Origin of the sequence: Novispirillum itersonii (assembly GCF_014205675.1) — a bacterium.
GTDB classification, from domain to species: Bacteria; Pseudomonadota; Alphaproteobacteria; order Rhodospirillales; family Rhodospirillaceae; genus Novispirillum; species Novispirillum itersonii_A.
In genome coordinates this window covers 174,111-189,300 of the sequence record NZ_JACIIX010000009.1, presented here as the reverse complement: position 1 = coordinate 189,300, position 15,190 = coordinate 174,111, and the positions used below count along the sequence as shown (strand labels likewise).

At 64.4% G+C, this 15,190-nt stretch carries 13 protein-coding genes; 9 read left to right on the top strand and 4 right to left on the bottom strand.

Annotated features, from left to right (window positions below; all coding sequences use genetic code 11):
* The first annotated feature begins 30 nt into the window (after positions 1–30).
* Both FHS48_RS12950 and FHS48_RS12945 read left to right on the top strand, forming a co-directional pair.
* Positions 31–1,863, top strand: coding sequence for an SLC13 family permease (locus FHS48_RS12950; protein WP_184263987.1), 1,833 nt, complete (start codon positions 31–33; stop codon positions 1,861–1,863).
* A 227-nt stretch (positions 1,864–2,090) separates the two neighbouring features.
* On the top strand, positions 2,091–2,447 hold the full coding sequence (locus FHS48_RS12945; RefSeq protein ID WP_184263986.1) for a cupin domain-containing protein: 357 nt from the start codon (positions 2,091–2,093) through the stop codon (positions 2,445–2,447).
* A gap of 182 nt (positions 2,448–2,629) precedes the next feature.
* On the opposite strand, the gene FHS48_RS12940 is transcribed toward FHS48_RS12945, so the two are convergent.
* From FHS48_RS12940 to FHS48_RS12930, 3 genes are all read right to left on the bottom strand, one after another.
* Complete coding sequence (locus FHS48_RS12940) at positions 2,630–3,157, bottom strand: hypothetical protein (RefSeq protein ID WP_184263985.1); 528 nt, start codon at positions 3,155–3,157, stop codon at positions 2,630–2,632.
* Between the two features lie 324 nt (positions 3,158–3,481).
* A complete protein-coding gene (paaN, locus tag FHS48_RS12935) occupies positions 3,482–5,155 on the bottom strand; it encodes a phenylacetic acid degradation protein PaaN (RefSeq protein WP_184263984.1) in 1,674 nt (557 codons plus the stop codon).
* A gap of 155 nt (positions 5,156–5,310) precedes the next feature.
* A complete protein-coding gene (locus FHS48_RS12930) occupies positions 5,311–5,766 on the bottom strand; it encodes a flavodoxin domain-containing protein (protein ID WP_184263983.1) in 456 nt (151 codons plus the stop codon).
* Between the two features lie 350 nt (positions 5,767–6,116).
* On the opposite strand from FHS48_RS12930, the gene FHS48_RS12925 reads away from it, so the two are divergent.
* The 7 genes from FHS48_RS12925 to paaK all read left to right on the top strand — a co-directional run bounded on the left by FHS48_RS12925 (position 6,117) and on the right by paaK (position 13,895).
* Positions 6,117–6,896, top strand: a complete 780-nt coding sequence (locus FHS48_RS12925) for a Phenylacetic acid catabolic protein (protein WP_184263982.1) — start codon at positions 6,117–6,119, stop codon at positions 6,894–6,896.
* 507 nt (positions 6,897–7,403) lie between these two features.
* A complete protein-coding gene (locus FHS48_RS12920) occupies positions 7,404–8,219 on the top strand; it encodes an enoyl-CoA hydratase-related protein (protein WP_184263981.1) in 816 nt (271 codons plus the stop codon).
* Positions 8,220–8,278: 59 nt separating this feature from the next.
* Positions 8,279–9,070 (top strand): 2-(1,2-epoxy-1,2-dihydrophenyl)acetyl-CoA isomerase PaaG, encoded by a 792-nt coding sequence (gene paaG, locus FHS48_RS12915; protein WP_184263980.1) that lies wholly within the window; start codon positions 8,279–8,281, stop codon positions 9,068–9,070.
* A 4-nt stretch (positions 9,071–9,074) separates the two neighbouring features.
* Complete coding sequence (gene paaH / locus FHS48_RS12910; RefSeq protein WP_184263979.1) at positions 9,075–10,580, top strand: 3-hydroxyacyl-CoA dehydrogenase PaaH; 1,506 nt, start codon at positions 9,075–9,077, stop codon at positions 10,578–10,580.
* Positions 10,573–11,043 (top strand): hydroxyphenylacetyl-CoA thioesterase PaaI, encoded by a 471-nt coding sequence (paaI, locus tag FHS48_RS12905; RefSeq protein ID WP_184263978.1) that lies wholly within the window; start codon positions 10,573–10,575, stop codon positions 11,041–11,043. The genes paaH and paaI overlap by 8 nt, the downstream gene beginning before the upstream one ends.
* Positions 11,044–11,046: 3 nt before the next feature.
* Positions 11,047–12,252 carry a 3-oxoadipyl-CoA thiolase gene (pcaF, locus tag FHS48_RS12900; protein ID WP_184263977.1) on the top strand — a complete coding sequence of 402 codons (1,206 nt, stop codon included), beginning with the start codon at positions 11,047–11,049 and terminating at the stop codon, positions 12,250–12,252.
* A gap of 323 nt (positions 12,253–12,575) precedes the next feature.
* Positions 12,576–13,895: a phenylacetate--CoA ligase PaaK gene (paaK, locus tag FHS48_RS12895; protein ID WP_184263976.1), complete on the top strand. Its 1,320-nt coding sequence runs from the start codon at positions 12,576–12,578 to the stop codon at positions 13,893–13,895.
* Positions 13,896–13,993: 98 nt separating this feature from the next.
* On the opposite strand, the gene FHS48_RS12890 is transcribed toward paaK, so the two are convergent.
* Positions 13,994–14,926 carry a trypsin-like peptidase domain-containing protein gene (locus FHS48_RS12890; protein ID WP_184263975.1) on the bottom strand — a complete coding sequence of 311 codons (933 nt, stop codon included), beginning with the start codon at positions 14,924–14,926 and terminating at the stop codon, positions 13,994–13,996.
* Between the last annotated feature and the right edge of the window lie 264 nt (positions 14,927–15,190).

Below are 15,190 nucleotides of genomic sequence, written 5' to 3'. Positions count from 1 at the left end.
GCTTTGTCTGCCCTGTCTGCGAGACCTGCCATGTCCCCCGATCTGCTGACCGTTCTGCTGTTTCTGGCGGCGGCGGTGCTGCTGTTTGCCATCAACCGCCCCCGCATGGATGTGGTGGCGCTGCTGCTGATCGTGGCAATGCCGCTGTCCGGCGTCATCACCATGCAGGAAGCGCTGGCCGGGTTCAGCGACCCCAGCGTGATCCTGATCGCCGCGCTGTTCGTGGTCGGCGAAGGGCTGGTGCGCACCGGGGTGGCCCAGCGTATGGGCGACTGGCTGGTGATGAAGGCCGGGCGGAATGAAAACCGCCTGCTCGGCCTGCTGATGGTCAGCGTCGCCGGAATTGGCTCGGTGATGAGTTCCACCGGCGTGGTCGCCATCTTCATTCCGGTGGTGCTGCGCATCACCCGCGCCGCCGGGCTGGCCGCCGGGCGGCTGATGATGCCGCTGTCGATGGCCGCCCTGATCAGCGGCATGATGACTCTGGTCGCCACCCCGCCCAATCTGGTGGTGCATGCCGAACTGCAACGCCACGGCCTGCCCGGCTTCGGCTTTTTTGACTTCACGCCGGTCGGGGTGCCGGTGCTTCTGCTCGGCGTGGCCTATATGGCCGTCGCCCGCCGCTGGCTGACCGTACGCGGCGGGGCCAAGCCAAAGCGCCACCGGCCGCGTCTGGCCGACTGGGTGGAAAAGTACCGCCTGCACGAGCGCGAATACCGCCTGCGCGTCGCCCCGCTGTCGCCGCTGGTCGGCCAGCGCCTGAGCGACCTGAACCTGCGCGCCGCCTCCGGCGTCAACATCGTGCTGATCGAACGCGCCACCCCGCGCCTTGGCGACCGCTTCGTGCGGCCGCTGGCCCATACGGTGCTGGAAGCCGGGGATGTGATCTACCTCGACCTCAGCCAGCCGACGGTGGATGTGGACCATGTGGCGGAGCTGTACCGGCTTGACCGCCTGCCGCTGACCGCGCCCTATTTCTCCGACCGCACCCACGAAATCGGCATGGTGGAGGTGATGGTGCCGCCGACCTCCCGGCTGGTCGGGAAAACCGTGCTGACCGGCAAGGTGCGCAGCGATTACGACCTGACCGTCATCGGCCTGCACCGCAACAACAGCCCCCATCCCGGCCGCCTGCTCGACACCCCGCTGAAAACCGGCGATACCCTACTGCTGATCGGCCCGTGGAAAGCCATCCGCCGCCTTCAGGCCGACCCCAGCGACCTGATCGTGCTGACCCTGCCCGCCGAGGTGGACGACGCCGTGCCCGCCGCCGGACGCGCCCCGCAGGCCCTTGCCGCGCTGGCGGTGATGGTCGGCCTGATGGTCAGCGGCGCCGTGCCCAACGTGCAGGCCGCCCTGATCGCCTGCCTGCTGCTGGGGGCGCTGCGCTGCGTCGATCTGTCCTCGGCCTACCGCTCCATCCACTGGCAAAGCCTGATCCTGATCGTCGGCATGCTGCCGTTCTCCATCGCCCTCCAGCGTACCGGCGGGGTGACGCTGGCCGCAGACGTCCTGATTGCCACCACCGGCGGGGCCAGCCTGCATACCGTGCTGGCCTGCCTGTTTGCGGTGACCGCCGTGCTGGGGCTGTTCATCTCCAACACCGCCACCGCCGTGCTGATGGCCCCGGTGGCGCTGGCCGTCGCCCAGACCCTCGGCGCATCGCCCCTGCCCTTCGCCATGACAGTGGCGCTGGCCGCCTCCGCCGCCTTCATGACCCCGGTGTCCTCCCCGGTCAACACACTGGTGGTCGGGCCGGGCAACTACACCTTCGGCGACTTTATCCGCATCGGCGTGCCCTTCACCCTGATCGTCATGGCCGTCACCGTCGCACTGGTGCCACTGCTGTTTCCGGCGTTTTGAGTGTTGGAGGGGGGGAGAATGGGAAGACGCGGGCGCTGCCCGCACCCGGCAAGGGCCATTGGCCCTTGCATCCCGGTTTGGCCGGGCTTTGCCCGGTTGGGGCCATTGGCCCTTGCATCCCGTTTTGGGCCGGGTGGTGCCCACTCTGCACAAACGTACAAGACCGCCCATGGTCGGCCATGGTGTCCTGTCTGCCGCACACGCCGGGACAGAAAGGACACCGCATCATGAAAAGCATCTCTCTCGCCGAAAAGCTGGGCCACATCACCACCCACTGGGACCCGCATGTGATTGCCGACTACAACGACAACGACGTGATGGTGGTGAAGCTCGTCGGCGAATACCCCTTCCACAAGCACGACACCACCGATGACTTCTTCCTCGTCCTTGAGGGCGAGATGGTGATGGATATCGAAGGGGAACCGTCGCGGCCCCTCAAAGCCGGGGACCTGTTCATCGTCCCCAAAGGCGTGGTCCACCGCCCCCGGGCGGAGAAAGAGGTGAAAGTCCTGCTGATCGAACCGAAGGGCGAACCCAACTCCGGCGATTCCGATCGTGCGCCGTCGGCAAAGCCGCGACTCTGATCGCAGGCAAGCCAAAAGTCGGGCAAGAGGGGGCCAGAACACCCCCTCCTGCACCACGAAACCAACTGCTAACTGCTAACTGCTAACTGCTAACTGCTAACTGCTAACTGCTAACTGCTAACTGCTAACTGCTAACTGCTAACTGCTAACTGCTAACTGCTAACACTCCTGAGGTGCAACCGTCAGGAAGTAACCATTTCTTTACATGAATATATGCAAATCTCTGAAATTTTTCCAAGTTCCTCCCAAGTCAATTTAATATATGTTGGTAATTTTTCACCTCGATTTCTATCTTGATCATGAAATATGAAAAAATCATCTTCTATCTGAACCTTACCATGACTCAGTGCATTACGAACTAACCTCAATACAGCCTTCCAGTCACTGACTTTACGCGGTCCATTTATTTTATCATTGGAAGGAATTTTTAATCTTAATATTTCAGCATTTTCTGGAATTTTATCCAAAAATTCCTTTTCTTTATTTTCTATTTTCACAGATTCCCATAGCCACACTAAGCAAACATACGCAACCGAAACGAATGATCCTTGATGAAGTAGAGATACAGGAGGAGATAATTTATTTTTCGTGATTTCCGAAGAAATCAATTTCTGCACTCCCGGATCGTCACTGCGCTGCATCTCAGACATTAATCTAACATTGAACAGTGTTAATTTAGCAACGTGATAGCGTTCGCGAATGTCGTTCATACGACCACTCCTATTGAATAATTTTTATAATAAAAATTATAATGGACGTTATTTGACCCCATCTCTCTTAAAGCCGGACATCTCTGGAAGCCACCCTTTCTCTGTTTCTGGAGACGCCCGGCCTTAAGGTGTAATGACGATAAATCTTCCCTCTTCAATTGTAAATACTTCCCATTCACCCAACCAAATAGCCGGGATCAAAGGGCCAATGGCCCTTTGCCGGTTGCAGGGCAGCGCCCTGCCCTCTGAAAGCACCCGCCAAAAAGAAACCGGGCGCGGGGATCGTCTCCCCGCGCCCGGCTTTGTGTTCCGACAGGCCCCGTGTTACGCCGGAACGCGCACCCCGACGAAGCGGAAGCGGTTGGCGACGAAGGCGTAATCGGCCAGTGACGCATTGGCCGACGGGTTGCCGCCGGTGGCGTGGAAGTCGGAGAAGGCGGCGGTCTGGTTGACGAACACGCCGCCGTTCAGGTTGACCGACAGCGCCACCTGCGCGTCAAGGCAGGCTTCGGTAGTCTTTTCGATCACGTCATCCTTGGCGGAATAGAGACCGGCGGTGATCGCCCCGTGTTCCATCGCCGTTTTGCGGGCCAGCGCGATGGCGTCGTCGGCGTCATCGACGGCGATCACGAAGCTGACCGGACCGAAGCATTCCTGTGTGTAGGCGGCTTCGTCGGCTTTCGACAGCTTGATGATGGTCGGGGTGTGGACGCGGGCACCCGGCAGATACGGGTGGTCGAGGGTCTTCGACGGCAGCACCACCTCGCCCAGCTTGGCGGCATCGGCGATGCGGGCGGCGGTGGCGGGGTTCTGCACCGCGCCCAGCACTTCCACGGCGCGGGCCGGGTCGGAGAGGAACTTGTCCACGCCGGTGGCCAGTGCCTGCACCACCTCATCGAAGGACTTGTGGCCGTCTTCGGTGTCGATGCCGCCCTTGGGGATGAAGATGTTCTGGGTGGTGGTGCACATCTGCCCGGTGTACAGCGACAGGGTAAAGGACATGTTGCGGATCATGCCCTTGAAGTCGTTGGTGGACTCGATGATGACGAAGTTGACCCCGGCCTTTTCGGTATAGACCACCGCCTGACGGCAATTGTCTTCCAGCCAGGTGCCGAAAGCGGAGGAGCCGGTGAAGTCGATGATCTTCACCTCCGGGCGCTGGCACAGGTCTTTGGTGATCGGCGCGTCGGCGCTGTCGGCGGCGAGAATCAGCAGGTTGGGATCAAACCCGGCCTCGGCCAGCACCTCGCGGGCGATTTTCAGGGTGATCGCCAGCGGCAGCACCGCGCCCGGATGCGGCTTCACGATCACCGGGTTGCCGGTGGCGAGGCTGGCGAACAGGCCGGGGTAGCCGTTCCAGGTCGGGAAGGTGGAGCAGCCGATCATCACCGACACCCCACGCGGGGCGACGTGGAAGCGCTTTTTCATCACCAGCGGCGGGTTCTTGCCCTGCGGCTTGTCCCACACCACCTCGCCGCCCGGCACATCGGTCTGGGCTTTCAGGGCGTAGACCACGGCTTCAAGGCCACGGTCCTGCGCGTGCGGGCCACCGGCCTGAAAGGCCATCATGAAGGCCTGCCCGGTGGTGTGCATCACCGCGAAGGCGATTTCGTAAGACTTTTTGTTCAGCCGTTCGAGGATTTCGGCGCAGACGGCGGCGCGTTCCAGCGGGGTGGCCTTGCGCCAGCCCGGCAGGGCGGCCTGCGCGGCGGCGATAACGGCGGAGACATCGGCCTTGGGATAGGTGATGCCGAGATCAAAGCCGAACGGGCTCTGTTCCGCCCCGACGGTGCCGGAAGCGCCCGGCACATCCAGCGCGAACGGCTGGTTCAGCGCGGCCTTGAAGGCGGCCTCGCCGTCATCCTTGGCGGTTTCGCCATAAATCTTGCCGGAGGGCATTTCCGGGTAGGCGGCCCAGTAGCCGCGCGCGGCGGCGGCTTCAATGGCTTTGTCCAGCAGACCCTGATGTTTGGCGACCAGATCGCTCAGGCGGCTCATGTGCTTCTCCTTTGCGGGGCGGCTGGCCCCGGATGTCTTTTCAGGAACGTTTCCCGATCTGTCTTTTTTCAGAAGGCGGCCCGGTGGGGGTGCCCGCCTTTGGCGTTGTTTTTGAGACTGCCGTATATTCTTTTTTGATTCAAAACTGCTGCGGCTTACCCAAGCTGGGCCAGCCATTCCTTCGACCACGTCACCGCCTCTTCATCGGGCAGCGGCTGGGTGCAGGCATCAATTTCAAGGCGCTCGCCGACCCGCTGCGCGCCGCAGGCGGCAAACAGGCCGTCCATAATCTTCCCGGCCTTGCAGAAGGTATCAGAATAGGTCTGGTCGCCCAGCGCGATAACGCCGTAGCGCAGGCCCGACAGGTCCGGGCGGCTGGCGTCCAGATCATCATGGATCGGGATGATGTTGTCGGGCAGTTCGCCCAGCCCGTGGGTGGAGGTGATGATCAGCACCACGTCGCGCCCGTCCAGCCCCAGATCGGCGGCGGTCTGGGCGTCGGAAGACACCTCCGCCGCGTGGCCGAGGGCGGTGAACTCATCCATCAGGGTATCGCCGACCATCTGGGCGTTGCCGGATTCGGTGCCGACAAGGATCAGAATGTTGCTCATAAGGACGTGTACCCCTCTGTCTTCCCGGCCCGCTTTGCCCGGGCCTGTCTTTGAGACTCAGCTGAAACCGTTCCGGCGTGCGGCCTGCTGCCTGACGGGTGGTCTGCGGCTGACGTGCGGCCTCCGGCATTCCGGGGGGCGGCCTTTTGCGGTGTGACCCGCCCCCTCGCCTGCTGTTGTTTTTTCTGATACCAAATTTAAAGAAAGGTGTCTATTTTTGTATCTCTTCCCGCCGGACGTTTTTACCATTCCGGGAAGAGACACCAACAACGAGGCCCCGGCAGGCGGCCCACCCCACCGATCCCCGGCGCGACACCGCCGGGCCAGACCGTCCCAGAGAGGCAGTGATCATGGCCAAGACCGATACCGACATCATCAACCACATCGCCGCAGGCGGCACCTTTACTGCGGGCGATGACCTGTCGCCGGGCTACCGGGGCGAACTGATGCGCCTGATGGCGGTGTTCGTCGATTCCGAGCTGGCAGGCGCGGCGGGCTTCGTGCCCTTCATCAACAGCGCGCCGGGCCTGAAGGAACGCGGCATCGCCGCCCGCATCGTCAGCGAGAAGTATCAGCATGCCGATCAGGTGCTGGCGCTGATGGAGCCGTTTAACGTCAACGCCGACCTGTATGTGCGGTCGCACTGCTGGTACAGCCGCCTTGACCGGGCGCTGGATCTCGGCACCCGCCGCGTGGGGTCGGACAAGCGGCTGAACGTCTTCCATTACCCGCTGGAAGGCTGGCTGGATGCCCTGACCCTGAACCTGCTGATGGGCACCGCCTCCGCCGTGCAGCTTGCCGAACTGACCGGCTGTTCCTACCAGCCGCTGGCCGATGCCCTGAAGCCGGTGGTGGCGCGGGAAAAGCAGCATGCCGAATGGGGCCACGAGGGCCTGAAGCAGGCGATTGACCGCTCCCGCAGCGGCGCCAAGGCGCAATTGGCGGTGGATTACTGGTTCCCGCGCGTGACCGCCACCTTTGGCCGTTCGGAATCCCAGCATTCCGGCCAGTATGCCCGCTTCGGCCTGCGCCGCGCCTCCGGGCCGGAACTGCTGAACCGCTGGCTGGCCGATATCTCCGTCCGGTTGAAAGACCTCGGGCTGTCGCTGCCGCCGATTCCGTCGGTTTAAAGAGGTCTTTGTTGTTTTGTTCCTCAGGCGGCGGGCGGCACGGCTCCGCCGTGCCTTTTTTGTTGGGTCCCTCAGGCGGCGGGCGCGGGCGTCCGCCCGCTTGCCTCACGTGCCCATGGGGGCACGGGCCCTCAATGGGCCAGTCGCTGCGCTCCGTTTTGTTTTTTGGGTCCCTTGTATGTTTGGCCCCTCAGGCGGCGGGCGGGGGCATCCGCGCCCTTGCCTCACGCGCGAATGGTCGCGCGGGGCCTCAATGGCCCAGTCGCTGCGCTCCGGTTGCCAAGCTACCCTTAGAACCCTTTTAACTTTGTGGTTTCCGGCCACCGGAAAAAGGTTTACAAAATAGTTCGTCAGTGCCACTGATTTTGTATCACAATTACCCGAGAAACCCGCCAGACTATCCGCCTATCGGTGCCATCACCAAAAGCGTGGTTCTGTCCAGAAGTGGGTCCGGTACGCTCTGATGGACGGAAAACCGTCCACGCCGGGCGGACGAGATGGGAGGACATGATGCCAGACGTTACGCAGGAAGCCCGATGCGGCTATTCCGACGGGGAAGACATCCTCGTCAGCCTGCCGCAGCCGCATGTGCTGCTGATCACCCTCAACCGCCCCAAGGCCCGCAACGCCCTGCGCAGCCAGACCCTGCGCGAGCTGGCCGCCACCTTGACGCAGGCCACCGACGATGACGGCGTGCGCGCCGTGGTGCTGACCGGCGGCGACCGCGTGTTTGCCGCCGGGGCCGATATCGGCGAACTGGCGGCCCACACCGCCACCTCGATCCTGACCGACGAACGCCCGCGCCACTGGAAAACCATCCGCGAATTTCCCAAGCCGCTGATCGCCGCCATCAACGGCTTTTCCCTCGGCGGGGGGAACGAACTGGCGATGCATGCCGATATCCTGATCGCCGGGGAGACCGCACAGTTCGGCCAGCCGGAAGTCAACCTTGGCATCATCCCCGGTGCCGGGGGCACCCAGCGCCTGACCCGCGCCATCGGCAAATCCAACGCCATGCTGCTGAACCTGACCGGCACCTTCCTTGATGCCCGCACCGCGCTGGCGCAGGGGCTGGTGTCGGAACTCACCCAGCCGGAACTGACCGTCAGCCGGGCGCTGGAGATTGCCGCCGTGATCGCCGCAAAGCCGCCGCTGGCGGTGCGGATGGCCAAGGAAGCGGTGCTGAAGTCGTTCGAGACCGGTCTGGAACAGGGCCTGCACGCCGAACGCCGCAGCTTCTGCCAGCTGTTCGCCACCGCTGATAAGCAGGAAGGGGTTGCCGCCTTCCTTGAGAAACGCAGGCCGGTGTTTACCGGGCGCTGAGCCCCCCACCCACGCGCCCCCATCCACGCGCCCCCACCCACGCGACAGGATTTGTGTTCATGACCTACGAAACCATCCAGTTCGAAATCGCCGACGGCGTCGCCACCCTGACCCTGAACCGCCCGGACAAGCTGAACAGCTTCACCGTGCAGATGCACAGCGAACTGGCCGACGCCATCCGTAAGATCAACGCCGATGACAGCGTGCGCGCCGTGCTGCTGACCGGGGCCGGGCGCGGCTTCTGCGCCGGGCAGGATCTGGGCGACCGCGCCGTCAATTCGGGGGATCAGGCCCCCAACCTCGGGGACTCTCTGGAAAAGCGCTATAATCCGCTGGTGCGCTCGCTGCGCGCCCTGCCGATGCCGGTGATCTGCGCCGTCAACGGTGTGGCCGCCGGGGCCGGGGCCAATCTGGCCTTCGCCTGCGATATCGTTCTGGCCGCCCGCTCCGCCAGCTTCATTCAGGCCTTCTGCAAGATCGGGCTGGTCCCGGATTCCGGCGGCACCTGGACCCTGCCGCGTCTGGTCGGCAGCGCCCGCGCCGCCGCCCTGATGCTGCTGGGCGACAAGGTCAGCGCCGAACAGGCCGCCGACTGGGGCATGATCTGGAAGTGCGTTGACGACGACGCCCTGCTGACCGAGGCCAAGGCCATGGCCGCCCACCTTGCCACCCAGCCGACCAAGGGCCTGTCGCTGATCAAGCGGGCGCTGAACGCCACCTGGACCAACACCATGGACGAGCAGCTGGATCTGGAACGCGACCTTCAGACCATCGCCGGAACCACCGGCGACTATCAGGAAGGGGTCAAAGCCTTCCTCGATAAGCGCAAGCCCGCCTTTACCGGGAAGTAAGCCGATGACCGCGCTTCCGAATTCCACCGTTATCGCCGTTATCGGCGCGGGCACCATGGGCGCGGGCATCGCGCAGGTGGCCGCCGCTGCCGGGCATTCCGTGCTGCTGTACGATGCCATGGACGGTGCCGCCGCCAAGGGCCGCGACGGGGTCGCCAGAACCCTGTCCAAGCGCGTTGCCTCCGGCAAAATGGATCAGGCTGACTATGACGCCCTGATCGGCCGCATCGCGCTGGCCGACAGTCTGGCGGCGCTGGCCCCGGCCGGGCTGGTGATCGAGGCGATTGTCGAACGCCTTGACGTCAAGCAGTCGGTATTCAGCCAGCTGGAAGACCTGTGCGGGCCGGAGGTGATTCTCGCCACCAACACCTCCTCCCTGTCCGTCACCGCCATCGGCGCGGGCCTGAAGCGCCCGGACCGGCTGGTGGGGATGCACTTTTTCAACCCGGCGCCGCTGATGGCGCTGGTGGAGGTGATTTCCGGCATCGCCACCGATCCGGCGGTTGCGCAGGCGATCTATGCCACCGCCGCCGCCTGGGGCAAAAAGCCGGTGCAGGCCAAATCCACCCCCGGCTTTATCGTCAACCGCGTCGCCCGGCCGTTTTATGCCGAGGCCCAGCGGGTGTATCAGGAAGGGGCGGCCAGCCCCGCCACCATCGATGCGGTGATGCGGGACTGCGGCGGCTTCCGCATGGGGCCGTTCGAGCTGATGGACCTGATCGGCCACGACGTCAACTTCGCCGTCACCAATTCGGTGTTTGACGCCTATTTCAAGGACGAACGCTTCCTGCCGTCGCTGGTGCAGAAGGATCTGGTGGACGCCGGATGGCTGGGCCGCAAGACCGGGCGCGGGTTCTATGACTACGCCGACGGGGCGGAGCAGCCGCAGCCGCACACCGCCGCCCCCTGCCCGGCCCCGCAGGCGGTGCAGGTGCAGGGTGTGGTCGCCCTGACCGCGCTGCTGGATGCCAAAGGCGTTGCCTATACCCGTGATGGCGGCGAAGGCACCCTGACCGTTGATGGCGTACTGCTGCTGCCGTCCGACGGGCGGATGGCGACCGAAGTGGCGTTCGAGGAACACGAGACCGAGGTGGTGGTCTACGATCTGGCGCTGGACTGGCTGACGGCAAAGCGCGTTGCCATTGCCGCCGCCGATCAGGCCAGCCCGCAGGCGCTGATCACCGCCACCGGCTTCTTCCAGTCGCTGGGGCTGGCGGTGTCGGTGGTGGAGGACGTTGCCGGGCTGATCGTCACCCGCACCGTCGCCATGCTGGCCAACGAGGCCGCCGATGCGGTCCTTCAGCAGGTGGCGACTGCCGCCGATGTCGATCTGGCGATGACCAAGGGCGTCAACTATCCGCGCGGGCCGCTGGCCTGGGCCGAGGAGATCGGCCTCGACGGCCTGTTGTTCACGCTGGAAAGCCTGTTTGAAACCTTCAAGGAAGACCGCTACCGCCCGTCGGCGCTGCTGCGGCGGAAAGTAATGGGGGGAACGCGGTTTTATGACTGACGACCGGAAACAGAAAATCGCCGAGGCCGCCAGCGCCGCCATGCACGAGCGCGACCACACCGCGCACGGGCTGGGCATGGAGATTGAGGCGGTCGGGCCGGGCCATGCCCGCCTGCGGATGACCGTGACCAAAAACATGGTCAACGGTCACGATATCCTGCACGGCGGCATGTGCTTCACGCTGGCGGACACCTGCTTTGCCCATGTCTGCAATTCCCACAACTTCAGCACCGTGGCGCATTCCTGCTCCATCACCTTCACCGCCGCCGGAAAGCTGGGCGACGTGCTGACCGCCGAAGGGCGGGAGGTGTGGCAGAAGGGCCGCAACGGCGTGACCGATGTGGTGGTGACCAATCAGGACGGAACGGTGATCGCCCACTTCCGCGGCAATTCCCGCCGGATTCAGGGCCACGTCACCGATGATCCCGCCTTCCTGCCCGATGCGGCCAAAAAGGACGCCTGAGAAATGACCGAAGCCTTTATCTGTGATGCCATCCGGACCCCGATCGGCCGTTACGCCGGGGCCCTGTCCGGCGTGCGCGCCGACGATCTGGCCACCGTGCCGCTGAAGGCGCTGATGGAGCGTAACCCGTCGGTGGACTGGGCCGCCGTTGATGACGTGGTGCTGGGCTGCGCCAATCAGGCCGGGGAAGACAACCGCGACGTCGCCCGCATGGCGGTGCTGCTGGCCGGTCTGCCGATTGATGTGCCGGGCACCACCATCAACCGCCTGTGCGGATCGGGGATGGATGCGGTGGCAACCGCCGCCCGCGCCATCAAGTCCGGCGAGACCGATCTGTGGCTGGCCGGGGGCGTGGAAAGCATGTCGCGCGCCCCGTTCGTGATGCCCAAGGCCACCGGGGCCTTCAGCCGCGACAACGCGGTGTTTGACACCACCATCGGCTGGCGCTTCGTCAACACCCTGATGCACGAGCAGTTCGGCACCGATTCCATGCCGGAAACCGCCGAAAACGTCGCCGAGGACTTCAAGGTCAACCGCGCCGATCAGGATCTGTTCGCCCTGCGGTCGCAGCAGAAGGCGGTGGCGGCGATTGCCTCCGGCCGTCTGGCGCAGGAAATCTGCCCGGTGGTGATCCCGCAGCGCAAGGGCGAGCCGAAGGTGATCGACACCGACGAACACCCGCGCGCCGATACCACTCTTGAAGGGCTGGGCAAGCTCGGCACCCCGTTCCGCAAGGGCGGCAGCGTCACCGCCGGCAATGCCTCCGGCGTCAATGACGGGGCCTGTGCCCTGATCGTCGCCTCGGAAGAGATGGCCCGCCGTCAGGGCCTGACCCCGAAGGCGCGGATTGTCGCCATGGCCACCGCCGGGGTGCCGCCGCGCATCATGGGCATCGGCCCGGCCCCGGCCACCCGCAAGGTGCTGGCCAAGGCCGGTCTGACGCTGGACCAGATCGACGTGATCGAGCTGAACGAAGCCTTCGCCTCGCAGGGGCTGGCAGTGCTGCGCGATCTGGGCGTTGCCGATGATGATCCGCGCGTCAACCCCAACGGCGGGGCAATCGCCCTCGGCCACCCGCTGGGCATGAGCGGGGCACGGCTGGTCACCACCGCCACCTATGAACTGATCAACCGCAAGGCCCGCTATGCCCTGTGCACCATGTGCATCGGCGTCGGTCAGGGCATCGCAATGATCATCGAGCGGGTGTAGGTGTAATAGCTCCCCCGTGATCGGTGCCGATCACGGGGGCCCCTCAGACGCCGGGCGGCGGACCTCCGTCCGCCTTGGCTTACGTGCCCACGCGGGCACGGGGCCTCAATGGCCCAGCCACGGTCCAGCGGGCCTTGCCCGCCGCACCGTGGTTTAACACAAAAAAATTATTCAAAACAAAGGGTATGGGGACAAACCCGTACCCGTCCGACCCCAAAGAGGAAACATCCCGTCTTCCGGTGTCCCCCGGCCTGTGGCGTCTGCCCGGCTCCGGCGGCAGCGGTGCGCTCACGGGACCACGCCCAGAAAGAGACAGGCACATCATGAGCAAGATCGACTTCACCAAGCGCCCGCTGGAACACGAACTGGACCCGATCGAAATCGCCTCCCGCGATGAGATCATCGCCCTCCAGACCCGGCGGATGAAGTGGTCGCTGACCCATACCTATGAAAACGTCGCCCATTACCGCAACAAGTGCGACGCCATCGGCGTGCATCCGGGGGACTTCCGGGAGCTGAAGGATCTTGGCCGGTTCCCGATGACCACCAAGGCCGACCTGCGCGACACCTACCCGTTCGGCATGTTCGCGGTGCCGATGGCGGAAGTGGTGCGCCTGCATGCCTCCTCCGGCACCACCGGCAAGCCGGTCGTCGTCGGCTACACCCAGCAGGACATCAACATGTGGGCGCGGGTGGTGGCCCGCTCCATCCGCGCCGCCGGTGGCCGCCGCAACATGAAGGCGCATATCGCCTATGGCTACGGCCTGTTCACCGGCGGTCTCGGGGCGCATTACGGGGCGGAAGCGCTGGGCTGTACCGTCATCCCGATGTCCGGCGGCCAGACCGAGAAGCAGGTGCAGATCATCACCGATTTCCAGCCGGAAATCATCATGGTCACCCCCAGCTACATGCTGGTGATCGCCGACGAGATGGAGCGGCAGGGCATCGACCCGCGTGACACCTCGCTGCGGATCGGCATCTTCGGGGCGGAACCGTGGACCAACGACATGCGCCGCGAGATGGAACAGCGCCTTGGCATCGACGCCATCGACATCTACGGCCTGTCGGAGGTGATCGGCCCCGGCGTCGGCATCGAATGCATCGAGACCAAGGACGGCCTGCACATCTGGGAAGACCACTTCTACCCGGAAATCATCAACCCGGAGACCGGCGAAGTGCTGCCGGACGGTGAGTTCGGCGAACTGGTGTTCACCACCCTGACCAAGGAAGCCTTCCCGGTCATCCGCTACCGCACCCGCGACCTGACCCGCATCCTGCCCGGCACCGCCCGCTCCATGCGCCGGATCGAGAAGATCACCGGCCGCTCCGACGACATGCTGATCATCCGTGGCGTCAACCTGTTCCCGTCGCAGGTGGAAGAACTGATCCTGAAGGACAGCCGCCTGTCGCCGATCTACCAGATCGTCGTCGATAAGGACGGCCACATGGATACGGTGGCGGTGCGGGTGGAGCTGCGGCAGGACCTGAACGACGACAGCGCCGCCGCCGCGGCTGCCCGTGACCTGCAACACCACATCAAGTCGCTGATCGGTATTTCCACCAAGGTGACGGTGGAACCGGCGTGGTCGATCGAACGTTCGCTCGGCAAGGCCCGGCGGGTGATCGATAAGCGGAAGCTGTGAGGCGGACGCTGTAAGGTCCGGACCGTAAGGTTCTAACGACAGAAACGCCGCCGGGCCCGGGTCCGGCGGCGTTCTTTGTCACCGCAAACGCGCCCCGGTTACGGGCTGAACCGGGTCTGCGGAAAGATCTTCAGGATCCATTTGCGGTGCAGCGCCACCCGGGTGAACCACGACTGGTCGCCGTACTGAGCATTGCCGGATCCGTTGGAGTTAACCCCGACCAGCACCCAGCGGCCCCCGTCCTCCATCCACGCCGAGCCGCCGCTGTCGCCGGAGCCCAGCAGCCCGGCCAGCGGGGTGGACGGGACGGTATCACCGTCATAGGGGCTGGCGACACCGCCATCCTCACGCGGCAGCCATACCCCAAGGTAATTTCCGGCATCGCCGGTCTCCGGCATCGGGCGGACCACCGGTTCGGCTTCCTCCACCAATCCCTGCGCCGCCGCCTTGTCACTGCCCTGATAATAGGCGTCATCCTCGCCGACAGAGCCGATGCCCCGGCTGCCGTAGCCGACAAAGGTGATCAGCCGCCCCTTCTCGGCGCTGCCGCTGTAGATCACCGGCGGTTCGCCAAGGCCGGTGATCTCGTCTTCCAGCCGCAGGATCACCAGATCGTAGCCGCAGCGTTCGTTGACATCACCGTTCCAGCCGGGGTTCAGCCACAGGCGGTCCGCCTTCAGCACCCGTCCGTCCGGGGCGCGGACCACATAGGCATCCTTCTGGGCCGGAAGGTCATACACATGGGCGGCGGTCAAGATGTAGGCATGGCCATCGGCATTGCCGATCCAGGTGCCGGAGGCTTCGCCCCAGCTTTCCCCGTCGGTGGACAGGGCCAGCACCCCCCGGAACTGCGGCTGCGCCGCCAGCTTCAGCGCCGAGGTAAATCCGGCGGCTTCCCGCCCTTTCCGTCCACCGTCCTTTTTCCACTGGCTGTCGAGAATCACCACCGCCCCGGCCGGGGCCGCCTGCATCACCGGCAGGATCAGCCCTGCCATTACACAGGCCGCCATCAGCCACCGCCGTCCAGCCATACCGCCCACCATCCCCCTTACCCCTTTCCAGTTGTCTTTCCGGGTGATCCCGGCGCGTATCCTAAGCCCCGGCCCGGTCGATTTCACAAGCCCACAAACATAGTCTTCACGCCGCAGACATGATTTTCCGGGCCGGATACGCCGCGCCGCCCCACCCCAGAGTATCGCCGCCTCCGTCAGCCAAAAACGGGAAAAAGCGCCCGACCTCTTCAAATCAGTTGAATATCAGGGTCTCCTCACCTTATCTCGAATGGCCGAGTGCCC